Below are 23,332 nucleotides of genomic sequence, written 5' to 3' on the forward strand. Positions count from 1 at the left end.
GGTGCGTGACAATCTAGAGGAGTCAACAGATGAGTGACAGTCCGATCCGATCCCTGGGATACATGCGGATCGAGGCGACTGACGTCGATGCCTGGCGCGAATACGGCCTGAAAGTGCTCGGCATGGTGGAGGGCAAGGGGCTCACCGAGGGTGGGCTCTACCTGCGGATGGACGACTTCCCAGCGCGGCTGGTGATCGTTCCGGGTGAACACGACCGTCTCGATGTGTCCGGCTGGGAGTGTGCGAACGCCGCAGCGCTGCAAGATGTTCGAGATCGCTTGTCGACGGCCGGGGTGGTGTTCCGCGAGGCCAAGGATTTCGAGCTCGCGGACCGTCGGGTGGTCGAGATGATCGTGTTCGACGATCCCGCCGGCAACACCCTGGAGGTGTTCCACGGTGTCGCACTGGAACATCGGCGGGTGGTGAGCCCGTATGGCCACAAGTTCGTCACCGGCGAGCAGGGGTTGGGGCATGTCGTGCTGACCTGCGACGACGACAAGGCTGCGCTGGCCTTCTATCACGACGTGCTCGGCTTCGCACTGCGTGACTCGATGCGCCTGCCGCCGCAGGCCGTCGGACGCGAGGAGGGGGAGGAGTCGCCATGGCTGCGATTCCTGGGCTGTAACCCGCGTCATCATTCGTTGGCATTCCTGCCGATCCCCAACAGCACCGGCATCGTGCACCTGATGGTGGAGGTGGAGAACTCCGACGACGTCGGCCTCTGCCTGGATCGCGCGTTGCGCAAGAAGGTGAAGATGTCGGCGACTCTGGGTCGCCATGTCAACGATCTGATGCTGTCCTTCTATATGAAGACGCCCGGTGGGTTCGACATCGAATTTGGTTGCGAGGGAAGAACAGTCGACGACAACGAATGGATCGCCCGGGAGAGCACCGCGGTCAGTCTCTGGGGTCACGACTTCACAGTCGGGTTCAAGTGAGATGACCAGCACCGATACGACCCGTACCCCGTACGGTTCGGCCGACTTCGACAGTCGCCAGTTCCGCACCGCGATGGGTCAGTTCTGTACCGGTGTCACCGTGATCACCACGACCGACGCAGACGGTGGCCCGGTGGGCTTCGCCTGTCAGTCGTTCGCCGCGTTGTCGCTCGACCCGCCGTTGGTGCTGTTCTGCCCCATGAAGACGTCGCGGAGCTGGAAGGTCATCGAGGAGAACGGAAAGTTCTGTGTCAACGTGCTGTCCAACCGGCAGCAGGACGTGAGCGCGGCCTTCGGAGCACCTGGCGACGACAAGTTCCGCCATGTCACCTGGGACCCGTCGCCGGCCGGGCTGCCGGTGATACGCCACTCACTGACCTGGGTGGAATGCGACGTGGAACGGGTGACCGACGGCGGCGACCATCACATTGTCATCGGTCGCGCGCTGACCCTCGGTGAAGTGTTGCAGGACAAGCCGTTGCTGTTCTATCGCGGCGGCTACCTGTCGACCGAACACCCGCGCGTGACACCGGCGCAAGCAGAATTGGAGAACTTCCTCACCTGGACCGGAGGCGATACCTGGCTATGATCTCGATACGGCTCCTCACTCCGTTCGTCGCCTACTCGATCATCGGGTTGGGGTACGAGTGACCGATCAATCGGAAGTTGTGTCCCATTCGATTACCCCGCCGGTCGGCGTCACCGCGCCGCTCACCGACGCCATCGCCGAGGCCGAGCAAATGATCGCGTCGGCGGACTTCGTGAACAGCGAACAAGACCTTGCCGAAGGGTACGACTACCTCGCCGGCAGCATCGCAGCCATCGTGCAGCTCGTCCGGTCGCGACAGAAGAGCCACCCGAACTTCATCACGTCGACGGGCCCGACCACCAAGATGGGGCTCGACAACCCGGACACCCTCTACTATCACGCCGACCTGGAAGACGGTGGTACCTACGTCGTCCGCGGACATCGTGGCAGCACAGCGGATCTCAGCTTTCAGGTGCTAACCGGGGACTACACGCCGTCGTCGGTCCCCGGCGGCGACGACGCCTTCGACGACCGGCGCATCCCGATCGACGCCAATGGCGACTTCGAGATCACCTTCGGCCCGCCCATCGAGGGCGAGCGGCCGGACTACTTCGTACTCGCCGACGGCGCCTCGATGCTGTCGGTTCGAGAGGTGTACAGCGACTGGACGCAGCACAAGGGCGCCATCTGGATCGAACGACTCGGCACCGCGGGCACGGCACCGACCGAACCCGACCTCGCGCGGGTGACGAGACGTTACGCCACCGCAGGCAAGATGCTCACATCGCGGATCAACACCTGGTTCAACTTCCCCAAGTGGTTTTACCTCGACGAACCGGTCAACACCTTCACCACGCCACGGCTTACGCCAGGCGGATTGGCGACCCAGTATTCGTCGGTCGGGCACTTCCGACTCGCCGACAACGAGGCAATGGTCATCACCGTTCCGAAGACGTCGGCCCCATATCAAGGCTTCCAGCTGGGCAGCATGTGGTACATCTCGCTGGACTACGTCAACCACCAGACCAGCCTCAACTCGGCACAGGCACAGGTGGACCCCGACGGCATGATCCGGATGGTGGTGTCGCGCCGTAACCCCGGCATCGCGAACTGGATCGAGACCACCGGCCGCACCAGCGGCATCATGCAGTTCCGGTGGCAGCGGACCGATCAGCCGATCACGACCGACGACGGCCCGAGAGCTCAGGTGATCGACATCGGCGATGTGGCGCAGCATCTGCCCTACCTGTCCCACAACACGGTCGACGCGGCCGGCTGGGCCGAGCGTATTGCGGCGCGTCAGCGCGCGTTCGCGGAGAGGATGCTGCTGTGAGCGGTACCGGATTGCTCGCGGACAAGGTCGTCGTCGTGTCCGGGGTCGGACCTGGTCTGGGTCGGTCGATCTGCCTGCGCGCTGCGGCGGCGGGCGCACATGTCGTCCTCGCCGCACGCACCGAGTCCCGGCTCAAAGAGGTTGCCGCCGAGATCGATGCGCTCGGCAGCGGCGGGCGATCCTTCGTGGTGCCGACCGACATCTCCGACGACGACGCGGTCGACGCCCTGGTGTCATCGACGAACGACGAGTTCGGCCGCGCGGACGTGCTGGTGAACAACGCCTTCGCGCTACCGTCGATGAAGCCACTCGCGCGCACCGACTTCGATCAGATCAGCGCCAGTCTCGAACTGACTGTGCTCGGCACGCTGCGAGTCATCAAGGCTTTCACCGACCCGTTGGCGACGTCGTGCGGGTCGATCGTCAACATCAACTCGATGGTGATCCGCCATTCCGAACCCCGATACGGCAGCTACAAGTTGGCGAAGTCGGCCCTGCTGGCGATGTCGCAGACGCTGGCGACCGAGCTGGGCGACAAGGGTATTCGCATCAACACCGTGGCGCCGGGATACATCTGGGACGACCAGCTGAAGTGGTACTTCGGCGAGATCGCGAAGAAGTACGACATCACGCCCGAGCAGGTTTACGAGCAGACCGCGAGCAAGTCGGACCTGAAACGGCTGCCCGAGCCCGACGAGATCGCCGAGGCCGTGGTGTTTCTTGCCTCACCGATGGCCAGCGCCATCACCGGACACACCCTCGACGTGAACTGCGGAGAATACCATGACTAGTGTCGCACCCCGGCGCGACGTCGGGACTGTCGACGATCTGCACGAAGCTGCCACCCGGGCAACAGGTCTCGACGACTTCGGCGATCAGGACTACCTGCCGGCCCTGGAAGTCTTGCTGGAATCGTATGCACGCGATGCCGATCTCACGGAGATAGGCAGCAAGATGTTCCGCTTCTTCCTCAAAGGCGCGCTCATCGCACGCCTGCTGTCGGAGTCGTCGTGGAAGAACAATCCCGCGTATGCGGAGGTTTCCCTGACCCGTCCGATCTTCGTCACCGGACTGCCGCGCACCGGAACCACCGCGCTGCACCGCCTGTTGAACGCAGACCCCGCACACCAGGGTTTACAGATGTGGCTGGCGGAGTTCCCGCAGCCGCGTCCGCCCCGGGACAGTTGGGCGTCGAACCCGATCTACCAACAGATCGACGCCGGACTCGAACAGCATCACGTCGACAACCCCGAGTTCATGGGCTTGCACTACATGAGCGCAGCCGAGGTCGAGGAATGCTGGCAGCTATTGCGCCAGAACGTCATGTCGATCTCCTATGAGTCGTTGGCCTACCTGCCGACCTACTCGCGGTGGCTGGCCGAGCAGGATTGGACCCCGGCCTATGCGCGACACCGTCGCAACCTGCAGATGATCGGTCTCAACGACCCTGACAAGCGCTGGGTGCTCAAGAATCCCAGTCACATGTTCGCTCTCGATGCGCTGATGGCGGCCTACCCCGATGCGTTGGTCATCCAGACCCATCGCCCACCCGAGACCATCATCGCGTCGATGTGCAGTCTCGCGGAGAACGCGACACCGGGATGGTCGAACACTTTTGTCGGCGACACGATCGGTCGCACGCAGTTGGAGTTGTGGTCGCGTGGGCTCCGTGAGTTCGAGGCCGCGCGACGCAAGTACGATCCGGCACAGTTCGTCGACGTCGACTTCGCCGATCTTCGTGCCGATCCCTTCGGCACCGTCGAGCGGGTCTATGCAGCGCTCGGCGCCGACTTCACCGACGACGCCCGAGCGGCGATGGTCGCCCTCGACGACGAGAGTCGGTCGGGGGATCGCAAACCGCAGCACCGGTACAGCCTTGCCGACTACGGGCTCACCGACGACGCGGTCGCGGCGGCGTTCGCGCCCTGACCGGAATTTTCGGAGGCGGACCCGCAGGACTCACCGTATGGTTGCGCCCATGTCCGAATACCAGTCCCGGCGCACCGAGGAGGGGTTCCGGCGGCTGATCGCCTTCTCCGACGCGGTGGTGGCGATCGCTTTGACACTGCTGGTGCTTCCGCTCGCCGACATCCCCGACGAGATCGTAGACGAGACCTCGGTCGGCACGGTTCTGTCCGACCACCTATCCGACATTGTCAGTTTCGCCGTCAGCTTCATCGTGATCTGGGTGCTCTGGCGCAACCACCACCGGATGATGGAGAACTTCCGGGCCTACGACAAGGTGCTGTTCGAGCTTCACTTCGTGTGGCTGCTGACCATCGTGATCTTGCCATTCGTGACTGCGATGATGGACAACCGTCATGTCGATCGCGCCAACGCCGCCTACATCGGCGTGCTGGCGGTCTCCATCATGTCGCTGGTGGCGATGACGGCGTGGGGTCGGCGACATCGGGAACTGCTGATCGCCGGGGAGGACACCGAGGATTGGCTGGCCCACCGGTCCGGGGTGGGTACGTTGCTGTTGCTGATGGTCGCGTTGATCATCGCCATCGTCGTGCCGGACGCTGATGTGTGGCCGCTACTGCTCCTGTTGCTGTCCGGGCCGCTGGAGAACCTGTTACGCCGCTTTCGGTGACTCGCACCCTCACTGGTGCCCTGCACCGAGTGTCGATGCCCGGGCGACCAGTTGGGGCTGGAACACGGGATTCGACGGGGTGTGGCGATGTGGTGAATCCGAGGCCGCCGCGAGGAGCAACTCCACGGCCGTGGCGCCGATCCGTGCGGTTGGCTGTCGGATCGACGACAGCGGCACGACCGCCGAACGGGCGAAGTCGATGTCGTCGTACCCGATCAGCGAGATGTCCTCGGGTACCCGCACCGAGCCGCCCATCATCGTGAACGACTGCAGCACACCCATGGCGACGAGGTCGTTCGCGCAGAACACCGCGTCGGGTCGTTCGGCCGGGCGCCGGCGCTGCAGTTCGTCGCCGACGCCGCGTCCCGCGAGCACGCTCAGGGTCGGTGTCTCGATGACCTCCAAGCTCGCCCCGGGCACCGCCGCGATCGCGGCCTCGGCCCCGCGGCGGCGGTCGGCCACCTGCCGCAGGGTCAACGGGCCGCCCACATAGGCAATCCGGCGACGGCCGAGCCCGCACAGATGGTCCACCGCCATCCGCCCACCTGCTATGTCGTCGACGGCGACCGAGTCGAATGGGGAACCGGTCGCGTCACGGTCGACCAACACCACCGGCGTTCCACGGCGACGTAACGCGTCGAGTCGTCCGAGATCGTCCCCCACCGGCGAGACCATCAGGCCGAACACCCGCTGCTCATCGAAGGTGTCGACGTAGGCGGACTCGCGGGACGCATCCTCATCCGAGGTACCCAGCAGCACCGTCAGGTCGTGGTCACCGGCCTCGCGTTCGGCCGCGCGCGCGATGTCGGTGAAGAACGGGTTGCCGACGTCGAGCACCACCAGCCCCACACATCGCGACCGTCCGGCGCGGAGTTGGCGGGCGGCGTCGTTGCGCACGAAACCGAGACTGTCGATTGCTGCCTGGACCCGCGCAACCGTCGACGGGGACACCTTGTCGGGGGAATTGAGCACGTTGGAGACCGTGCCGACCGACACCGACGCCGCGGTGGCGACGTCGCGCATGCTCACACCCATGAGTTCATCTCACCAGATAGGGCTCGGGGAACCGACCCGACACGGTCGGCGATGGTTGACTACAGACATGGCCACACCCGGCGACCCGTTCTCCGACCAGTACCAGCCGGACCCCCGACGCTGGAAGGCACTCGCCGTCTGTCTGGTCGTCGGCTTCATGACACTCCTCGACGTATCGATTGTCAACGTCGCTCTGCCCTCGATCGAACAGGGGATCGGCGCATCGTCGGCCGACCTGTCGTGGATCGTCTCCGGGTACGCGCTCGCGTTCGGGTTGGTACTTGTCCCCGCCGGCCGGGTAGGCGATGCGCGTGGCCGCAAGACGACCTTCCTCGTGGGGCTCACACTGTTCGTCGTCGCATCGGCGGCGTGTGGGCTTGCACAGGGACCGATGACGCTGGTGATCGCCCGGTTGGTCCAAGGCGTGGCCGGCGGCATCCTGTCACCACAGGTGTCCGGACTGATCCAGTTGTTGTTCCGCGGAGCCGAACGTGGCCGGGCCTTCGGCATGTTCGCGGCCACGATCGGCATCTCCACCGCGGTCGGGCCACTGTTGGGCGGTGTCCTCATCCAACTCGGCGGCGCCGAGCACGGCTGGCGATGGGTGTTCTTCGTCAACGTCCCGATCGGCGTGGTCGCATTCGTTGCGGCACTTCGACTGATCCCGGCTCGGCCGGCCGAAACCAAACAGGCCCTGCGGTTGTCGTCGTTCGACCCGGTCGGCGTGGTTCTTCTCGGCGTGGGTGTGCTCAGTCTGATGCTGCCGATGGTGCAGGCCCAGCAGTGGACCGGAGATGGGAAATGGCTGCTGCTGATCATCGCCGCGGTGTCCATCGCGGCTTTCGTGATGTGGGAACGACATCAGGGTCGACAAGGGCGTCAACAGCTTGTCGATCTGTCGTTGTTCACCATTCGCTCGTACAGTCTGGGATGCATGATCGCCCTGGTGTACTTCGCCGGTTTCACCACGGTGTTCTTCATCTATACGCTGTATATCCAACAGGGGCTGGGATATTCGGCCCTGATGGCCGGCCTGGCGGTGACTCCGTTTGCGCTCGGCTCCGCGGTGTCGGCGCGTGTCGGCGGTGAGCTGGTCGAGAAGACTGGCAGGCCACTGGTGATCGTCGGACTTGCGCTCGTGTTCGTCGGCATGCTCACCACGGTGCTGGCCGCCTACCTCGTGCCGGGTCACAACGTCGGCTACGCTGCGGCGTTCCCGCTGCTGGTTGCCGGTGTCGGGTCCGGACTGGTGATCTCACCCAACCTGACCTTGAGTCTCGACGAGATCCCGGTGACCAAGGCCGGTATCGCCGGCGGCGTGCTGCAGACCGGGCAGCGTATCGGTTCGGCGGCCGGCATCGCACTGGTCGGCGCGGTGTTCTTTGGCCAGGTGGTGGCCACGCATGGAGATTGGGCGCACGCGTTCCGCTTCGGCCTGATGACCGCGGCCGGGCTGGTGTTGATCGCTTTGGTCGTCGGGCTGAGCGATCAGTTCGCGGAGCGGCGGAAGGTCGACGCGGCGGTGTAGGGGCGTATCGAGGCGCCGGCGGGGGTCTCGATACGCCCCTCACTCCGTTCGTCGCTGCGCGACCGGCGTTGGGCCGACGCTCGGCTCGCGGCCGAGTGCTACATGGCAGGTGGCTGGGACTGCACGTGACGATCGCGTGGCGCCAACCGTTGGAGTTGGGTGACGTGCGCCGGTGTCAGCTCGTCGAGCGAGGCGACTCCGAGTAGGCGCATGGTGCGGGTGATCTGCTCGGCGAGGATCTCGATTGTTCGGTTCACGCCGGCTTCGCCGCCGGCCATCAGGCCGTAGAGGTAGGCGCGGCCGATGAGGGTGAAGCGGGCACCCAGGGCGATGGAGGCGACGATGTCGGCGCCGGAGGTGATGCCGGTGTCGAGGATGATCTCGGTGTCGTTGCCGACCTCGCGGGCCGCCTCGGGCAGCAGGTGGAACGGGATGGGTGCGCGGTCGAGTTGGCGTCCACCGTGGTTGGACAGCACGATGCCGTTGACGCCGAGGTCGGTGACGGCTTTGGCGTCGTCGATGGTCTGGATGCCCTTGACGACCAGTTTGCCTGGCCACTGGCGTGTGATCCAGGCCAGATCGTCGAAGGTGACGGTGGGGTCGAACATGGTGTCGAGCAGTTCGGCGACGGTGCCCGACCAGCGGTCCAGCGAGGCGAACGCGAGTGGTTCGGTGGTGAGGAAGTCGATCCACCACTGTGGCCGGGGCAGGGCGTTGAGTACGGTTTTCGCGGTCAATGCCGGTGGGATGGACATGCCGTTGCGTTTGTCGCGCAGGCGGGCACCGGCGACCGGTACGTCGACGGTGACCAGCAGGGTGTCGTAGCCGGCGTTGGCGGCGCGTTCGACCAGTGCCATCGAGCGTTCGCGGTCTTTCCACATGTACAGCTGGAACCAGTTGCGGCCCGACGGGTTCGCGTTTTTGACGTCTTCGATGGAGGCGGTGCCCATCGTCGACAGTGAGAACGGGATGCCGGCGTGGCCGGCGGCGCGGGCGCCGGCGTATTCGCCTTCGGTCTGCATCATGCGGGTGAAGCCGGTCGGTGCGATTCCGAAGGGTAGTTCCGAACGTCCGCCCAGGATGGTGCACGAGGTGTCGACCTTGGACACGTCACGCAGGATCGCCGGGTGGAATTCGATGTCGGCGAACGCTTGTCGGGCCCGGGCGATGGACAGTTCGGCTTCGGCTGAGCCGTCGGTGTAGTCGAACGCGGCCTTCGGGGTGCGGCGTTTGGCGATCGTGCGCAGATCGTCGATGGTCAGCGCGGCGTCCAGACGCCGCTTCTTGGCGTCGAACTGCGGCTTTTTGAACTGCATCAACGGAGCGAGATCTGCCACCTTGGGAACTCGACGTTTCATGATCATGCCTTTCCTGCCCCAACCGCGTCGCGGCGCGGGGGCACGTGCGTGCGGCGGGGAACGTAGTGTTGCGGTGGGAAGCGGTCGGCGACGATGTGGCGCATCGCCTCCAGGTCACCGTCGATGAGGTCATGGGCGCGCGCGGTGATCAACACGTTGCCCAGCGCGGTCGCCTCGACCGGCCCGGCCAGCACGGGTAGACCCAGACGGTCGGCGGTCAGCTGACACAACAACCGGTTCTGCGATCCGCCTCCGACGAGATGTACTGTCTGCACCGTTTTCCCGGACAGTGTGGCGGCCCGCTGCACGGTCTCGGCGAACGCCGCGGCGAGGCTTTCGATGATGGCCCGCACCATCTCCGGAAACGTCATCGGCGGCCGCATGCCGCGTTCGGCGTACCAATCCCGGATACGCCCGGGCATGTCGCCGGGCGGTAGGAATCGCGCGTCGTCGGTGTCGAAGACGTCGAACGCCGGTGTGACATCGGCGGCCTGGGCGAGCAGTTCGGACAGATCTGCCCGGTAGCCGTCGCGCTGATAGTGCCGCACCGTCTCACTGAGCAGCCACAGGCCCATCACGTTGTGCAGATAGCGAATCCGGCCGTCGGCGCCGACCTCGTTGGTGAAGTTGGCCTTCCATCCGGCACGCGAGACGTTTGGTGACTCGAGTTCCACACCCACGAGACCCCAGGTGCCGCACGAGATATAGGCCGCCGACGATGGGTCCATGGGGATCGCCGCAACTGCGGAGGCGGTGTCGTGTGAGGCGACCGCGGTCACGTGTGGCGCGTCGGCCAGCCCCAACCGGTCGGTGACCTCGGGAAGCAGCGATCCCAGATCGGATCCGGTTTCCACGATCTCGGGAAACAGCCCGACCGGCAGATTCAGGCGCTCCATCATCGCGGTATCCCACTGGCCGTTGATACCGAGCAGCCCGGTGGTCGAGGCGTTCGTGCGTTCGGTGCCGCGGCGTCCGGTGAGCCAGTAGGCGAGCAGGTCGGGGATGAGCAGCGCGCTGTCGGCGTGGTCGAGCAGGCCATAGCGCTTCTCGGCGGCCAACTGATACACGGTGGTGAATGGCAAGAACTGCAGCCCGTTACGCACATACAGATCCGCCGGGTCGAGTTCTGCGTGCACCGCCTTCACACCGGGGGCGGTCCGGTCGTCACGATAGTGATGCGGCAGCCCCAGCATGCGTCCGTCGCGCAGTAGTGCGTAGTCGACGGCCCAGGAGTCGATTCCGATCCCGACGAGGTCGTCGGATCGGCGGCCGGCTTCGGCCAGTCCGGCGCAGGCCTCGCGGAACAGGCCGGGCACATCCCAGTGCAGTGCCGTCCGTCGGCCGTCGAAGAGGTGGACCGGGTCGTTGCCGAACCGGGCGACCTGCTCGAGTTCGAGCCGGCCCGGCGAGATGTCGGCGAGCATGACACGTCCGCTGGTCGCGCCCAGGTCGATCGCGGCGACCTGGGCCGACCGGTCAGAGCGCCTCATCGCAGGAATGCGGCCGCGACGCCCGCGTCCACCGGCACGTGCAGACCGGTGGTGTGCGAGAAGTCCGAGGTGCACAGCGCGAACGCGGCGTTGGCGATGTTCTCCGGTAGCACCTCGCGCTTGAGCAGGGTGCGCTGCGCATAGAACTTGCCCAAGTCCTTCTCCTCGACGCCGTACACCGCGGCGCGCTGGGCGCCCCACCCGCCGGCGAAGATCCCCGAACCACGCACCACACCATCGGGATTGATGCCGTTGACCTTGACGCCGTGCTCGCCGAGCTCGGCCGCGAGCAGCCGCACCTGGTGGGCCTGGTCGGCCTTGGTGGCCGAGTAGGCGATGTTGTTGGGGCCGGCGAAAACCGAGTTCTTCGACGAGATGTAGAGGATGTCGCCGCCGAGTTTCTGGTCGATCAAAGCGCGGGCAGCGGCCTTGCTCACCAGGAACGAACCGCGCGCCATCACGTTGTGTTGGAGATCCCAGTCGGCGGCGGTGGTGTCGAGCAACGATTTCGACAACGACAGCCCGGCATTGTTTACCACGAGGTCGATGCCACCGAAGGCGAGCACCGTGGCATCAATCGCCTCCTGCACGGCAGCTTCGTCGGTGACGTCGGCGGCTACACCGATCGCCACATCTGTCGACCCGATTTCCTCGGCCGCGGCCTGGGCCTTCGCGGCGTCGAGGTCGGCGATGACGACGCAGGCACCTTCGGCGGCGAGACGCGCAGCGATTGCCTTGCCGATACCCGATGCCGCACCGGTCACCAGCGCGATGCGGGTGGCCAGGGGTTTGGGCTTGGGCATGCGGGCGAGTTTGGCCTCCTCGAGTGCCCAGTACTCGATGCGGAACTTCTCCGATTCGTCGATGGGTGCGTAGGTGGAGACGGCTTCGGCCCCGCGCATCACGTTGATCGCGTTGAGGTAGAACTCACCGGCCACGCGTGCGGTCTGCTTGTCCTTGCCGAAGCTGAACATGCCGACGCCCGGGATGAGCACGATCGCCGGGTCGGCACCGCGCATCGCGGGGCTGTCGGCGGTGGCGTGCCGATCGTAGTAGGCGCGGTAGTCGGCGCGGTAGCTCTCGTGCAGTTCGGCCAGACGCTGCTTGCTCTCCTCGATCGTCGCCGATGCGGGCAGGTCCAACACCAGCGGCTTGACCTTGGTGCGCAGGAAGTGGTCCGGGCAGCTGGTGCCGAGCTCGGCCAAGCGCGGATGTTCGGAGGCCGCCAGGAATTCCAGCACTGGGTCGACGTCGGTGAAGTGACCGACCTGCGGACGGTCCACTGAGGCGAGGCCACGGATGAAAGGCGCCAGCGCAGCAGCCTTGACGCGACGCTCGTCGGCGGGCAATGCGCCGTAACCGTCGAGCTGCGAGCCGAACGGCTGCGGGCGACCGTTGGCGCTGATGTAGCGCTCGGCGGACTCGATGATCTCCAGCGAGTTCGCCTCGGCTTCTGCGGAGGTGTCTCCCCACGCGGTGATGCCGTGACCGCCGAGGATGCATCCGATGGCCTGCGGGTTTGCCTGCTTGATCGCGGCGATGTCGAGGCCGAGCTGGAAGCCCGGTCGGCGCCACGGCACCCACACGACGCGGTCGTCGAAGATCTTGCGGGTCAACGCCTCCCCGTCGGCGGCGGTGGCGATCGCGATGCCGGAATCGGGGTGCAGGTGGTCGACGTGTGCGGCGTCGACCAGGCCGTGCATGGCGGTGTCGATGGACGGGGCGGCGCCGCCCTTGCCGTGCAGGCAGTAGTCGAAGGCGGCGACCATCTCGTCCTCACGCTCGAGGCCGGAGTAGACGTCGACGAGCGCGCGCATCCGGTCTAGCCGCAACACAGCCAGCCCTTTGTCGGTGAGCGTGCCCAGATCTCCGCCGGAGCCCTTGACCCACAGGAGGTCGACGTCCTCGCCGGTGACCGGGTCGGTGTCGGTGCCCTTGGCCGAGGTGTTGCCGCCGGCGTAATTGGTGTTCTTCGGATCGGCGCCGAGGCGGTTGGACCGCGCGATGAGTTCGGTGACGGTGGGGTTGGTCATGAGTTCGGTTCTCCTCGGGATGGGTTCGGTAGGTCAGGCGCCCCAGGAGGACTGGGTGCCCCCCACGCGCTCGTCGGCGATGCGCTCGGCGTACCCGGAGGCGGCGAAGGCGGCCATCGGATCGGCCGGTAGGCCGCGGGATTCGCGGCGCTGCGCGAGCATCGGGCGGACGTCGGTGTAGAAGGCGTCCATCATGATGGCGTTGGCGCCCAGCACATCGCCGGCCTCCTGGGCGGCGGTCAGGGCGTCGGTGTCCACGAGCAGCGCACGTGCGGTCATCTCCTGCACGTTGAGCACCGATCGGATCTGGCCGGGGATCTTGTCCTCTACGTTGTGGCACTGGTCGAGCATCAGCGCCACCGGTGAGCCGGTGTCCAGGCCGCCGCCGCGCACCACCTCGAACAGGAGGCGGAACAGCTGGAACGGGTCCGCGGCGCCGACGATGAGGTCGTCGTCGGCGTAGAAGCGGGAGTTGAAGTCGAACGAGCCGAGCTTCCCGAGGCGGAGCAGCTGGGCGACGATGAACTCGATGTTGGTGCCCGGGGCGTGGTGTCCGGTGTCGAGGCAGACCATCGCCCGTTCGCCGAGCGCGCTGACGTGCGCGTAGGAAGTGCCCCAGTCGGGCACATCGGTCACGTACATGGCGGGCTCGAAGAACTTGTACTCCAGAACAAGTCGCTGGTCGTCGCCGATGTGTTGGTAGATCGTGGCCAGTGACTCGGCGAGACGGTCCTGGCGGCCGCGGATGTCGCCCTGTCCGGGGTAGTTGGTGCCGTCGGCCAGCCAGATCTTCAGATCGCGCGAACCGGTCTGACCCATCACGTCGATGCAGGCGAGGTGGTGGTCGATGGCCTTCTGCCGGACCGTCTTGTCGGTGTGGGTGAGACTGCCGAACTTGTAGTCGTCGTCCTGAAAGGTGTTGGAGTTGATGGTGCCCAGCGCAACCCCGAGATCCTCGGCGTACCGGCCGAGCGCGCGGTAGTCGTCGACGGTGTCCCACGGGATGTGCAGAGCGACCGAGGGCGCCAGGCCCGTCAGTTCGTTGACCTTGGCGGCGTCGGCGATCTTCTCGTGCACGGTGCGCGGGGTGCCCGGGGTGCCGAACACCTTGAACCGGGTGCCGGAGTTGCCGAACGCCCAGGAGGGTAGCTCGATTTGGAGGTTGTCGAGGATCGTCTCGTCAATGGTGGTCATGAGGGGTCCTTCGGTGGAGCCCCCGCCGCCGGCGTCGGGAGGAAGCACCGGCGGCGGAAGTGTTGGAACGTTTCAATTAGGGGGTGTAGGCGGCGATCAGGCTGGAGTGTGCGTGACCGGCCGGGGGGCCGCGAGATCAGTGCCCGAGGGGGTGCCACCCAGTTCCGGCGAGAGTGGCGTGCCGTAGCGTTCGACCTCGATCTCCTGCAGCGTCTTACCCTGCGTCTTGGGCGCCCAGATCGCGCCGATCACCAGGGCGACGGTCAGCAGGCCGACGAGTAAAGCGCCCACCGCCGGCAGGCCGGTGGCCGCGAGCATCGTCGGGAAGAAGTAACTGAGCAGGCCTGTCGCGGCACGGACGGCGAAGAACATGATGCCCTGCGCGCTGGCCCGGTACGGGGTGGCGAAGAGTTCGCTGGCCCACAGGCTGTAGAAGGCCTGGGCGCCGATGCCCGACGAGATGCCCCACAGCACGGCGAAAACCAGCATGGTCGCGATACCGCTGTCGGTGAACAGGACCAGCACCAGCCAGCCGGCGATGCCCAAGGCGGCGCCGAAGACATACAAGCCGCGCTGCGAGACGCGGTCGGCGTAGCGCATGAAGCCGAAATAGGTGGCCAGGACCGTGCAGCCCCAGACAAGCACCTGCAGCAGGTTCTGCTGGACCTCGCTGTGCAGGCCCGCGGTCTCGTACACCCGCGGCATGAAGATGCCTGCCTGGCCGGCCACGGTGTTCCAGAAGAGATAGATGCCGCCGAGCAACAGTAGCGCGGTGATGTTGACCTTCTTGGAGAACAGGCCCTTGACGCCGCGAGCGCCGACTGCGGACTCGATCGCCTGTGGCTCGCGCGCCGCCTCGTCCTTCCAGATCTTCGACTCGGCGAGTCCCTGACGAATCCACCACACCACGGCGGCGACGACGAACAGGTGCAGGAAGATCAATCGTGAACCGAGGAGTCCGAGCGGCGCCAGCGCGGCCGCGAGCGCGAAACCGATCAGGGGCCCGACCGACCAGGCGAGCTGGGCGGTCCCCACGTGTTTGGCGCGCTCCACCGATGGGGCCTCTTCGGCGATATAGGTCCATGAGGCCGGAACTCCGGCCCCGACTGCAATGCCGGTGATGATGAACGCTGCCAGCAGCATGGAGTAGTTGACCGCGAAGGCCGCGAGGAGCACGCCGGCCATGTAGACCAGCAGATCGTAGGTGTAGATCTTCTTGCGGCCGAACCGGTCGCACAGCGGCCCGCCGATCGCCGCGCCGATGGCGGCGCCGAAGGCGTTCGCGCTCAGGGCGGCGAGCAGGCCGACGGCGAAGTTGCTGATGCCGAACTCGTCCTGCCAGAACGCCAGGCTGGTGGCGATGGCGATGATGGAGCCGGCCTCGATGTAGTTCGACATGGCGACCGAGATGGTCGCCCGCCAGCCGGTGGTGGAGCGCGCTCCTACTTTCATGGTGCTTCCTTGCGTCGATCTCAGTAGAGAGGGTGGGGTCGATGAGGTCAAGCCGGGTCGGGGATGGGAAGGCTCCGATCAGTCGAGGTGGAAGTACTCGATCAGCTCGCTACGGACGGTGTCGGGGTTGGCGCCTGCCGTCTGGTCGGCGGTGCTCGCCGGGAGGAAATACTCCGACATCTGCCGCTGCCACCGTGTGTTGACGTCGGTGGCCTCCATGGCGGCAGCGGCCGCGGCGAAGTCGTCCGTTTCGAGGTAGCCGACGATCATGCCGTCGTCGGGGCGCAGGAACAGCGAGTAGTTGTGCCAGCCGGCCTCCCGTAGGGCTTCGAGCATCTCGGGCCACACGGTGGTGTGGGCATCGAGGTAGTCCTGCACGCGGTCGGGCTTGAGGTACATCACGAAGCACACGCGCTGACGTTGCGTCATGTCACTCCTGTTCGGCTGATCGCGACGGCCCGGTAGCAGGACGCCGACGTGGAGGTCTTCGAAACAACAGTGCGTTGAAACGTTTCAATTTGTGATAGCGGCAACACTAAGCGCATCGGAGTGAAGTAGTCAAGTGCGGGTTCGGCGAGCCCGGATCATTGTCGGAGTGCTTCCGACGGTGACGATGGTCGTGGGCGACCTGGAGTGGAGAGCGGCGGGTCCGCCAGGCTCAGGCCAGTAGGCGGCGACTCAACTCGTCGATCACCTCGTGCGGTTGCCCGAACAGTTGAGCACTACCGTGAGCGCGTTTGAAGAACAGCGCGATGTCGTGCTCGGCGGTGATCCCGATACCGCCGTGAAGTTGGATGCCCTCGCCGGCGACGAGACAGAACGCCTCCGAACACTGCACGTGAGCGGCCGCCGCGAGATCCTCGGCGTCGGGTGCGCCGGCCACCGCCGCGGCCACCGCGGCCCGCGCAACTGACCGCGCGGCCTCCACGGCCGCGTACATGTCGGCCATCCGATGTTTGAGAGCCTGAAACGAACCGATCGTGCGACCGAACTGCTTGCGCGACTTGGTGTAGTCGACTGTCAGGTCGAGCGCCGCGGCGGCACCGCCCACCTGCTCGACAGCCAGTAGCGCCCACGCCAGGATGCGCAGGCGAACCGGGAGATCGGGGCCGGACGGGATCGTCGTCGCCGGTGTCTCGTCGAATTCGACCCGGGCGAGCGGGCGACTCGCGTCGACGACCGGTAGTGGCGTGATCCGCACCCCGTCGGCGTCGGCTCCGACGGCGTGCAGCGTCGTGGTCTCACGTCCGCCCGCCAACACGATGAACAGATCGGCAGATTCTGCGTCGATAACGTATTCGGCAGCGCCGGAGAGCAATCCGGCGTCGGCGTTGACGCCCGGCGACGACCAACCGCGCGGGTCCGCCCAGCACAGGGTCGCGATCTGTTCGCCGGCGGCCAACGCGGGCAGGAGTTCACGATTGGTCGCGTCGTCGTCGGCGAGCAGGATGGCGGCGGTCGCCAGTGCAGAGGTCAACACCGGGACCGGGCACAGCGAGCGACCCAACTCCTCCAACACCGCACCGGTCTCGGTGAACGACGCACCGCCCCCGCCGTAGGCCTCCGGGATGGGCAACGAGGCCACCCCGATCTCGGCGCATAGGGTGTCCCACAGTGCGCGGTCGATCCGCGGGGTGTGTCGCATGGCGGCCCGTGCGCTGGCCGAATCGCCTCGGCGGGTGACGAGTTCGCTGATCGCCTCGGCGAGGGCGGCGCGATCCTCGGCGGAGATGGCCGTCGATTCGGTCGTTGCGGTCACAGTGACTCCAGGACTCGTCGGCGCAGATCTGCGGGCGTACCCCACGCGGTCAGCAGGGCCCGCGTCTTGGTGAGATATAGCGACAGATCGTGCTCGGTGGTGTACCCGATCGCGCCGAGCACCTGCAGTGCGCGTCGCGATGCGAGATAGGCGGCGTCACCGGCAGCGACCTTCGCCGCTGCCACATCCCGGCGGACATCGGTGCCTTCGGGCACCAGACCGTCGACGCCCAAGGCGGCGGCATAGACGAGCGGGCGGGCCATCTCGACCGCGATCGCCACATCGGCGAGGTGGTGCTTGACCGCCTGGAACGAACCGATCGCCCGCCCGAACTGCTTGCGGGCCTGCGCATAGTCGGCAGCCGAGGCAAGCATGGCGCTCGCCATCCCCAGTAGTTGGGCGGCGGTGGCCAGTGTGCCGATGTCGGCGGCGTCGTGAACATCGACATTCTCGGCGAGGACTTCGTCGGGGCCGAGTTCGGCCAGGATTCGGGTGGGATCGACGGTTGCTACCCGGTCGGTTGTGGTGGCGGTGCTCAGCACGCCATCGATCACCACATAGGAGGTTTCGGCGATGGGGGCCAGCGGTGCGATGGGTGGGATGGCACACGTGGCCAGTGCGCCCTCGGCCAATGCGCTGAGGTGCGAGCCCGATACGCCGGCGCTGCGCAGGAGTACCGGTAGTACGGCGACGGTCTCCACGATCGGCCCGGGCAGGGCATGTCGACCGACCTGTTCCATCGCGACCACCATCTCGGTGGCACCGGCCGATGACCCGCCACTGCTCTCGTCGATGAGCAGTCCGGTGATCCCGGTCTCGGCCAGGGCGGTCACCACCTCTGCGACCGGGTGGTGATCACCATGGGTCCACGCCCGTGCCCGCGCTGGGATGTCGGCCTTGGCGAGCAGCGCGTCGACGGTCGACGCGAGGTCATCGTGCACATCAGAGAGAAGAAAATCCATGGTTCACCGGTCCCCACGCGGTAGGCCCAGGAGCCGTTCCGCGATCACGTTGCGCTGGATCTCGTTGGTGCCGGCGTAGATCGGCCCCGACAACGAGAACAGATAGCCGTCCATCCACGCGTCGTCGAGCTCGGCATCCACGCCCTGCAGGTCCAGCGCCGTCTCGTGGGCGACGATGTCCCACTGCGACCAGAAGACCTTGTTGATCGACGACTCCATGCCGAGTTGTCCACCCGCGGCGAGGCGACTGACCGTCTGATACGTCGACAACTCGTACGCGCGCGCCCCGATCCACGCATCCGCCACGCGCGCATCGACGTTGGCGGTCGCGTACACCGCGTCGTGATTGCGCTTCCAGAGGTCGACCAGCCTGTCGGTGGTGGCCAGGAATCGCCCCGGAGAACGCAACGACAGCCCGCGTTCGTTGGCCGCGGTACTCATCGCAACCTTCCAGCCGTTGTCGACGGCGCCGATGACGCCACTGCCACCTGGATCGGCCGGGTCGTCGGGGACGAAGACATCCTCGAGGAACAACTCGGCGAAACCGGGCTCGCCGTCGAGCTGCGCGATGGGGCGCACCGTGACACCCGGGCTGCGTAGGTCGAACATGAAGTAGGTCAGACCGCGGTGGCGCTGCGCCTCTTTGTCCGTGCGGAACAGGCCGAAGGCCCAGTCCGCGAAACTCGAGCGTGAACTCCAGGTTTTCTGACCGTTCAACAACCACCCGCCGTCGGTGCGGGTGGCCGTGGAGCGGAGTGACGCGAGGTCGCTGCCGGCCTCCGGTTCGCTCCAGGCCTGCCCCCAGATGTCGTCGGCACGCGCCATCCGAGGCATGATGCGCGCGAGCTGATCCGGGTGCGCATGTTCGAACAACGTCGGCGCGAGCAGGAAGATGCCGTTCTGACTGACCCGGCCGGGCGCGCCAGCACGGTAATACTCCTCCTCGAAGATCACCCAGTGCAACAGGCCGACATCACGACCGCCGTACTCCTCGGGCCAGCTCACCACCGACATCCGGTCGGCGGCCATGGTGCGTTCCCACTCGCGGTGCGCCTCGAACCCCTCAGCGGTGTCCATGGATGGAAGGGGTTGGGCAGGAACGTGGTCGGTGAGCCAGCTACGCACCTCGGCGCGGAACTGCTCGGCGTCGTCGTCGAAGAAGAGGTCCATGTCAGCTGCCGCTGCCGTTCACATTCGACCCGCTCCCGGCGCCGGACGACGCCTTCATCGACTTGGCATCCATCCCCCCAAGTGAGTCGCCGCCGGATTCGGCGTTGGCGGCGTGGGCGTAGTGATGCCACCCGAAGACCGAGTCCATCGAGTTGCGCAGTCCCATCTGGTCCTCGCAGATGTTGACGGCCTTCTTGGACAGGAACAGCCCCTGCATCGGCATCGCGGTCATCTTCTCTGCGATGGTGTCGACCTTCGTGACGAGTTCGTCGCGGGTCACAACATGGTTGACCATGCCCCATTCCGCGGCCTGGGTTGCGGTGAACCGTTCGCCGGTGAACAGGATCTCCTTGGCGCGTCGGGTGCCGAGGGCATAGGCGTGCGCGAAATACTCGACGCCCGGTATGCCCATCCGGGCAACCGGGTCGGAGAAGAAGGCGTCGTCGGAGGCGACGATGAAGTCGCAGATCCAGGCCAGCATGAGCCCACCCGCGATGCAGGCGCCGTGAACCTGCGCGATGACCGGCTTGGGGATCTCCCGCCAGCGGCGACACATTCCCATGTACACCTCCATCTCGCGGGCCAGACGCTGGTCGGCGCCGGACTTGTCGGAGTGGTCCCAGTGCAGGGTGGCGACGTTGTCGTAGTAGGTGTCGAAGTCACGTTCGGGAGTGCCGATGTCGTGCCCGGCCGAGAAGTGTTTGCCGTTGGCGCGTAGCACGATCACCTTGACCGCTGCGTCGTCGACCGCCTTGCGGAACGCGGCGTCCAGCGAGTATGTCATCACCGAGTTCTGGGCGTTGCGATACTCGGGACGGTTGAGCGTCACGTAGGCGACGGCGTTCTCGGGGCCACCCACCTCGTAGGCGACCGGCGACGAATCCGGACCCAGATCGTCCGGGCCGAGTGCGGGCGGGATGACGGCATCACTCATGACCCGAGCTTAACCTAGCAAGTGCTTGGTTGGTAGGTGGGAGGTCCCGTGAGGTACGCAAGCCGGCCCGATGCGGAGGTGGCAACAGTGAGTCGATCACCGACAGCGTGGTCAGAAACCCGCTGCTCAGGGGAGACACGCGTCGGCGGCCAGCAGGTAGGACGCATAAATGGCGGCCGTGACCGTCGCGGAGAGCAGCAGATATGCCACCACCCCGGCCGCGGCGACAGCGCCGTTGCGCGGGGCATCGGGTCTGGCCACGAGTTGCTGGACCCGGTTGGGGCCACCGGCATGGAGGGCGGCATGGTGGGCGCCGACCTCGGGGTGGTGGGGCTCGAGCTTGAGGAGCGCACTGGCCAGGGCGGTGGTGCTCACGGCGCGGCGGGCGGCGTTGTCGGCGGCGATTTCGAGGTACTGGCGAATCGCGGACATGGCCGAGTCGACCAGCGGCACCCAACGCACCGGTGCACTGATGGTGGTCGCGATCAGCATGATCAGATGATGGCGCTGGCGCACGTGGGCGTCCTCGTGGGCGAGCACCGCGCGCACCTCGTCATCGTCGAGCAAGCGTAAGGCGCCCTCGGAGATGATGACGCCGCCGTGGGCACGGGGGAGCGCGAACACCGTCGGATCGTCCTGCTCGAGTACGCGGACCCGCCGTCCGGCGATTCGGTGCCAGGTGGTTCTCGTCTGTAGATCTGAGCCGTCGCTTCGCGCGCGGCGCCATGCGCGCGCGGCGTGGACGGCGCTCATCCCGAGGCCCACGGCGGCAACCAGAACCGGGGCGACCAGCAATGCAACAGTCGGCAGGCCGGTGCGAATCGAGACGCCGGCGATCGGGCTTGCGGTGGCCAGGCAGCGTTGACAGACCTCGGTGGTGTCGGGTGACAGGACCTCCGGGCCGGTGAGTATCCAGGCGAACATCGGTCCGATGGCCAGCGCGGCGGCCGCCCATGACGCGATCAGACCCAGGTGGCCCAGCGTCGCAGCTCGCGGCATCCGGGCCAGGTAGGGGGCGGCACGACGCAGGGCGCGAGGGCCGAGGACCGACCACGCGATGACAGCCGCAGCGATCAGAAACATCAGGAGGAACGTCATCGGTCTTCGGATCGCCCCTCGGCGTTCTCGGCGAGATAGCGACGCAGGACATCGATGTCGTCGGTGGAGAGCGTCTCGACGAAATGCAGCATCGACGACTCGCGGTTCGTGCCGGCGGTGTTGAGCGCACGCTGCATCAGGTGCGCGGCGTACTCCTCGCGGTCGCGCACCGGCCGATAGCGTACCGACCCCGGTCGACGCTTGGGTCGCACCATCTCCTTGCGCTCGAGGTTGCGCAGGACGGTGGCGATGGTGGTGTAGGCCGGTTCGCCGGGCAGTGCGTCGATGATGTCGCGGATGGCCACCGGATGCTTGTCCCAGACCACATCCATCACCTGCTGTTCGAGGGCGCCGAGCCGCATCGGATCGGGCGTGGGCGAGGGGAGCTGTTGTGGGCTGCGATCATTCATCGTCGATCAGCTCCGACGATGAACGAACGACGATGCGCCCACGAGTTCGTCGTTCGCCGGCGCGGGTGGCCCCCCGCGCAGTTTGACCCGATTCCCACACGACCCGAGTATGCCGTACCTCGACTATGTGGGATAGTCGACTGCCGGGTGGGTTCGTTCTGCGCTCGACCCTCATCGCGGTGGTCGGACGCCCTCGATGACGTTCACGTACACCTGGAGAGGCAGGCCGCCGAGTAAGGGGGTGCCGTTGATCCAGAACGCCGGAACCGGCGGGATGAAGAGGCGTTTCGCGAGTGCGAGATCGGACTCGATCTCGGAGTCGAAGGTGTCGCTGCGCATGTCGCGTTCGAATCGGTCGAGATCGTCGACACCGGCCTGCCGGGCGAAAGAGGTGAGCACCTCCGGTGTCAGATCCGGCCGTTCCTGCGCCGGAGCTGCTTCCATCACGGTCTGCACGAACGCCCAGAAGTGTCCCTGAGCTGCGGCGGCGCGACCGGCGCGAGCTGCCGAGCGTGACTGTGGTCCGGCCATCGGTGCGTCCCGCCACTCGATCCGCAGCACTCCGGTGTCGACATAGCGGTCGATCAGAGCGGGTTGGATCGTACGGGTGAAGTGCGCACAGTACTCGCAGCGAAAGTCCTCGAACACCACCATGGTCACCGGTGCGTCGGGAGAACCGAGTACCAGCGGGTCGTCGTCGGCGCGGCGGGGCGTATCGCCGGCGGGGCCCAGATTGACGTTGGTGGCCGACGGTGTCGTCGCCGGTGCGGGCGAACCGGCCGACCGATCGTCGTTGCTCGTCAGCAGTGCGATCACCACCGCGACCGCCACCGCCACCGTCGCCGCCAGTGCAACCAACTGTTGGCGGACTGTGCCGGTTGTCATGCGCACGGGTACACCGTCCGGTCCTCGATCACGCCGCGCTTGCCCGATGGTGGCGGGGGAGTCGGCAACTGCGCTGGTTGTTCAACCGGACGGCCAACGCAGTCCACAGCAACGCGATACCCGCGAGCGCCAGCACCGGCTGGAGCGGCGCGAACCAGGTGAGCGCACCCGAATACCCGAGCGCCAGCACCGCCAGCTTGTTGCAGACCGGACAGCCGACAGCGAACCACGAGAACACGACCCCAATCGGACCGAGCCCGTCGGTCCGGGATGGGGGTGCACCCGCCGGATCTGCGGTCTCGCTGTTATGGCTGGACGAGTCGGTTCGCACATAGGTCGCCGCCAGCAGCCCCGACAGCACCGCCGTCACCAGCAGCGTCGGATAGTTCCAGGCGACGGGCGCGACCTCGCGGGAGAAGACGTCGTTGGGAATCAGCACCGTGGCCACCCCGACGAGTACCGCGACGGGTACGGCGGTTGCCGCGGCCATCTGGACGCGTGTCGCGTCGCGGACGGCGGTGGCGACCAGCCGGGGTGAGGTGCGGAGGGCGGCCCACACCTGTGCAGCGACATCGGACATGCCGCCGACGATGCCACATTGATTACTATCTCGCATAGTTGTTTACTA

Annotated in this window: 22 protein-coding genes; 7 read left to right on the forward strand and 15 right to left on the reverse strand. The window is 66.3% G+C overall.

Annotated features, from left to right (window positions below):
* The first annotated feature begins 29 nt into the window (after window positions 1-29).
* The 6 genes from hsaC to ACIGKQ_RS02775 all read left to right on the forward strand — a co-directional run bounded on the left by hsaC (window position 30) and on the right by ACIGKQ_RS02775 (window position 5,396).
* Window positions 30-938 carry an iron-dependent extradiol dioxygenase HsaC gene (gene hsaC / locus ACIGKQ_RS02750; protein WP_266060473.1) on the forward strand — a complete coding sequence of 303 codons (909 nt, stop codon included), beginning with the start codon at window positions 30-32 and terminating at the stop codon, window positions 936-938.
* 1 nt (window position 939) lies between these two features.
* Window positions 940-1,527 (forward strand): 3-hydroxy-9,10-secoandrosta-1,3,5(10)-triene-9,17-dione monooxygenase reductase subunit, encoded by a 588-nt coding sequence (gene hsaB, locus ACIGKQ_RS02755; RefSeq protein ID WP_328713629.1) that lies wholly within the window; start codon window positions 940-942, stop codon window positions 1,525-1,527.
* A 79-nt stretch (window positions 1,528-1,606) separates the two neighbouring features.
* Window positions 1,607-2,800: a hypothetical protein gene (locus tag ACIGKQ_RS02760; RefSeq protein WP_396572226.1), complete on the forward strand. Its 1,194-nt coding sequence runs from the start codon at window positions 1,607-1,609 to the stop codon at window positions 2,798-2,800.
* Window positions 2,797-3,591 (forward strand): SDR family oxidoreductase, encoded by a 795-nt coding sequence (locus tag ACIGKQ_RS02765; protein ID WP_396572227.1) that lies wholly within the window; start codon window positions 2,797-2,799, stop codon window positions 3,589-3,591. The genes ACIGKQ_RS02760 and ACIGKQ_RS02765 overlap by 4 nt, the downstream gene beginning before the upstream one ends.
* On the forward strand, window positions 3,584-4,729 hold the full coding sequence (locus tag ACIGKQ_RS02770) for a sulfotransferase family protein (RefSeq protein WP_396572229.1): 1,146 nt from the start codon (window positions 3,584-3,586) through the stop codon (window positions 4,727-4,729). Before ACIGKQ_RS02765 ends, ACIGKQ_RS02770 begins: the two co-directional genes overlap by 8 nt.
* Window positions 4,730-4,778: 49 nt before the next feature.
* Window positions 4,779-5,396: a TMEM175 family protein gene (locus tag ACIGKQ_RS02775; RefSeq protein WP_396572231.1), complete on the forward strand. Its 618-nt coding sequence runs from the start codon at window positions 4,779-4,781 to the stop codon at window positions 5,394-5,396.
* A 9-nt stretch (window positions 5,397-5,405) separates the two neighbouring features.
* Here ACIGKQ_RS02775 and ACIGKQ_RS02780 read toward each other — a convergent pair whose 3' ends face one another.
* Window positions 5,406-6,431 carry a LacI family DNA-binding transcriptional regulator gene (locus ACIGKQ_RS02780; RefSeq protein WP_235725257.1) on the reverse strand — a complete coding sequence of 342 codons (1,026 nt, stop codon included), beginning with the start codon at window positions 6,429-6,431 and terminating at the stop codon, window positions 5,406-5,408.
* Between the two features lie 67 nt (window positions 6,432-6,498).
* Here ACIGKQ_RS02780 and ACIGKQ_RS02785 point away from each other — a divergent pair, with 67 nt between their 5' ends.
* Window positions 6,499-7,959, forward strand: coding sequence for an MFS transporter (locus ACIGKQ_RS02785; protein WP_396572233.1), 1,461 nt, complete (start codon window positions 6,499-6,501; stop codon window positions 7,957-7,959).
* A 98-nt stretch (window positions 7,960-8,057) separates the two neighbouring features.
* Here the strand turns inward: ACIGKQ_RS02785 and ACIGKQ_RS02790 are convergent, their stop codons facing one another.
* The 14 genes from ACIGKQ_RS02790 to ACIGKQ_RS02855 all read right to left on the reverse strand — a co-directional run bounded on the left by ACIGKQ_RS02790 (window position 8,058) and on the right by ACIGKQ_RS02855 (window position 23,284).
* Window positions 8,058-9,317, reverse strand: a complete 1,260-nt coding sequence (locus ACIGKQ_RS02790) for an alpha-hydroxy-acid oxidizing protein (protein WP_396572235.1) — start codon at window positions 9,315-9,317, stop codon at window positions 8,058-8,060.
* Between the two features lie 2 nt (window positions 9,318-9,319).
* Window positions 9,320-10,807: a rhamnulokinase family protein gene (locus ACIGKQ_RS02795; RefSeq protein ID WP_396572237.1), complete on the reverse strand. Its 1,488-nt coding sequence runs from the start codon at window positions 10,805-10,807 to the stop codon at window positions 9,320-9,322.
* The gene (locus ACIGKQ_RS02800; protein WP_287015923.1) at window positions 10,804-12,840 is read right to left on the reverse strand and encodes a bifunctional aldolase/short-chain dehydrogenase; all 2,037 of its coding nucleotides are present in this window, start codon (window positions 12,838-12,840) and stop codon (window positions 10,804-10,806) included. The genes ACIGKQ_RS02795 and ACIGKQ_RS02800 overlap by 4 nt, the downstream gene beginning before the upstream one ends.
* A 33-nt stretch (window positions 12,841-12,873) precedes the next feature.
* Window positions 12,874-14,034 (reverse strand): L-rhamnose isomerase, encoded by a 1,161-nt coding sequence (gene rhaI / locus ACIGKQ_RS02805; RefSeq protein ID WP_396572239.1) that lies wholly within the window; start codon window positions 14,032-14,034, stop codon window positions 12,874-12,876.
* A 96-nt stretch (window positions 14,035-14,130) separates the two neighbouring features.
* On the reverse strand, window positions 14,131-15,486 hold the full coding sequence (locus ACIGKQ_RS02810) for an MFS transporter (RefSeq protein ID WP_396572241.1): 1,356 nt from the start codon (window positions 15,484-15,486) through the stop codon (window positions 14,131-14,133).
* Between the two features lie 78 nt (window positions 15,487-15,564).
* Entirely contained in the window at window positions 15,565-15,915 is a 351-nt protein-coding gene (locus ACIGKQ_RS02815; protein WP_235725263.1) for an L-rhamnose mutarotase, read from the reverse strand.
* Window positions 15,916-16,144: 229 nt separating this feature from the next.
* Entirely contained in the window at window positions 16,145-17,245 is a 1,101-nt protein-coding gene (locus tag ACIGKQ_RS02820; RefSeq protein ID WP_235725264.1) for an acyl-CoA dehydrogenase family protein, read from the reverse strand.
* Window positions 17,242-18,207, reverse strand: a complete 966-nt coding sequence (locus ACIGKQ_RS02825) for an acyl-CoA dehydrogenase family protein (protein ID WP_396572243.1) — start codon at window positions 18,205-18,207, stop codon at window positions 17,242-17,244. The genes ACIGKQ_RS02820 and ACIGKQ_RS02825 overlap by 4 nt, the downstream gene beginning before the upstream one ends.
* 3 nt (window positions 18,208-18,210) lie before the next feature.
* Window positions 18,211-19,377: an acyl-CoA dehydrogenase family protein gene (locus ACIGKQ_RS02830; RefSeq protein WP_266060492.1), complete on the reverse strand. Its 1,167-nt coding sequence runs from the start codon at window positions 19,375-19,377 to the stop codon at window positions 18,211-18,213.
* 1 nt (window position 19,378) lies between these two features.
* Window positions 19,379-20,311, reverse strand: coding sequence for an enoyl-CoA hydratase (locus ACIGKQ_RS02835; protein ID WP_396572246.1), 933 nt, complete (start codon window positions 20,309-20,311; stop codon window positions 19,379-19,381).
* Between the two features lie 126 nt (window positions 20,312-20,437).
* Window positions 20,438-21,409, reverse strand: a complete 972-nt coding sequence (locus tag ACIGKQ_RS02840; protein ID WP_287015917.1) for a M56 family metallopeptidase — start codon at window positions 21,407-21,409, stop codon at window positions 20,438-20,440.
* A complete protein-coding gene (locus tag ACIGKQ_RS02845) occupies window positions 21,406-21,819 on the reverse strand; it encodes a BlaI/MecI/CopY family transcriptional regulator (protein ID WP_396572248.1) in 414 nt (137 codons plus the stop codon). The genes ACIGKQ_RS02840 and ACIGKQ_RS02845 overlap by 4 nt, the downstream gene beginning before the upstream one ends.
* Window positions 21,820-21,990: 171 nt before the next feature.
* A complete protein-coding gene (locus ACIGKQ_RS02850; protein WP_235725270.1) occupies window positions 21,991-22,704 on the reverse strand; it encodes a thioredoxin domain-containing protein in 714 nt (237 codons plus the stop codon).
* Between the two features lie 28 nt (window positions 22,705-22,732).
* Complete coding sequence (locus tag ACIGKQ_RS02855; RefSeq protein ID WP_396572250.1) at window positions 22,733-23,284, reverse strand: hypothetical protein; 552 nt, start codon at window positions 23,282-23,284, stop codon at window positions 22,733-22,735.
* Window positions 23,285-23,332 lie beyond the last annotated feature (48 nt).

The organism is Gordonia sp. NPDC062954 (assembly GCF_044543825.1).
GTDB classification, from domain to species: domain Bacteria; phylum Actinomycetota; class Actinomycetes; order Mycobacteriales; family Mycobacteriaceae; genus Gordonia; species Gordonia tangerina.

What these genes read in the sequence shown, in the direction of transcription:
- ACIGKQ_RS02810 (WP_396572241.1), bottom strand. Translation starts at nt 15,486, where the DNA reads ATGAAAGTAGGAGCGCGCTCCACCACCGGCTGGCGGGCGACCATCTCG.
- ACIGKQ_RS02815 (WP_235725263.1), bottom strand. Translation starts at nt 15,915, where the DNA reads ATGACGCAACGTCAGCGCGTGTGCTTCGTGATGTACCTCAAGCCCGAC.
- rhaI (WP_396572239.1), bottom strand. Translation starts at nt 14,034, where the DNA reads ATGACCACCATTGACGAGACGATCCTCGACAACCTCCAAATCGAGCTA.
- ACIGKQ_RS02775 (WP_396572231.1), top strand. Translation starts at nt 4,779, where the DNA reads ATGTCCGAATACCAGTCCCGGCGCACCGAGGAGGGGTTCCGGCGGCTG.
- ACIGKQ_RS02770 (WP_396572229.1), top strand. Translation starts at nt 3,584, where the DNA reads ATGACTAGTGTCGCACCCCGGCGCGACGTCGGGACTGTCGACGATCTG.
- ACIGKQ_RS02850 (WP_235725270.1), bottom strand. Translation starts at nt 22,704, where the DNA reads ATGACAACCGGCACAGTCCGCCAACAGTTGGTTGCACTGGCGGCGACG.
- ACIGKQ_RS02790 (WP_396572235.1), bottom strand. Translation starts at nt 9,317, where the DNA reads ATGAAACGTCGAGTTCCCAAGGTGGCAGATCTCGCTCCGTTGATGCAG.
- ACIGKQ_RS02825 (WP_396572243.1), bottom strand. Translation starts at nt 18,207, where the DNA reads ATGGATTTTCTTCTCTCTGATGTGCACGATGACCTCGCGTCGACCGTC.
- ACIGKQ_RS02840 (WP_287015917.1), bottom strand. Translation starts at nt 21,409, where the DNA reads ATGACGTTCCTCCTGATGTTTCTGATCGCTGCGGCTGTCATCGCGTGG.
- hsaC (WP_266060473.1), top strand. Translation starts at nt 30, where the DNA reads ATGAGTGACAGTCCGATCCGATCCCTGGGATACATGCGGATCGAGGCG.
- ACIGKQ_RS02800 (WP_287015923.1), bottom strand. Translation starts at nt 12,840, where the DNA reads ATGACCAACCCCACCGTCACCGAACTCATCGCGCGGTCCAACCGCCTC.
- ACIGKQ_RS02835 (WP_396572246.1), bottom strand. Translation starts at nt 20,311, where the DNA reads ATGAGTGATGCCGTCATCCCGCCCGCACTCGGCCCGGACGATCTGGGT.
- ACIGKQ_RS02780 (WP_235725257.1), bottom strand. Translation starts at nt 6,431, where the DNA reads ATGGGTGTGAGCATGCGCGACGTCGCCACCGCGGCGTCGGTGTCGGTC.
- ACIGKQ_RS02845 (WP_396572248.1), bottom strand. Translation starts at nt 21,819, where the DNA reads ATGAATGATCGCAGCCCACAACAGCTCCCCTCGCCCACGCCCGATCCG.
- ACIGKQ_RS02855 (WP_396572250.1), bottom strand. Translation starts at nt 23,284, where the DNA reads ATGTCCGATGTCGCTGCACAGGTGTGGGCCGCCCTCCGCACCTCACCC.
- ACIGKQ_RS02795 (WP_396572237.1), bottom strand. Translation starts at nt 10,807, where the DNA reads ATGAGGCGCTCTGACCGGTCGGCCCAGGTCGCCGCGATCGACCTGGGC.
- ACIGKQ_RS02830 (WP_266060492.1), bottom strand. Translation starts at nt 19,377, where the DNA reads ATGGACCTCTTCTTCGACGACGACGCCGAGCAGTTCCGCGCCGAGGTG.
- ACIGKQ_RS02785 (WP_396572233.1), top strand. Translation starts at nt 6,499, where the DNA reads ATGGCCACACCCGGCGACCCGTTCTCCGACCAGTACCAGCCGGACCCC.
- hsaB (WP_328713629.1), top strand. Translation starts at nt 940, where the DNA reads ATGACCAGCACCGATACGACCCGTACCCCGTACGGTTCGGCCGACTTC.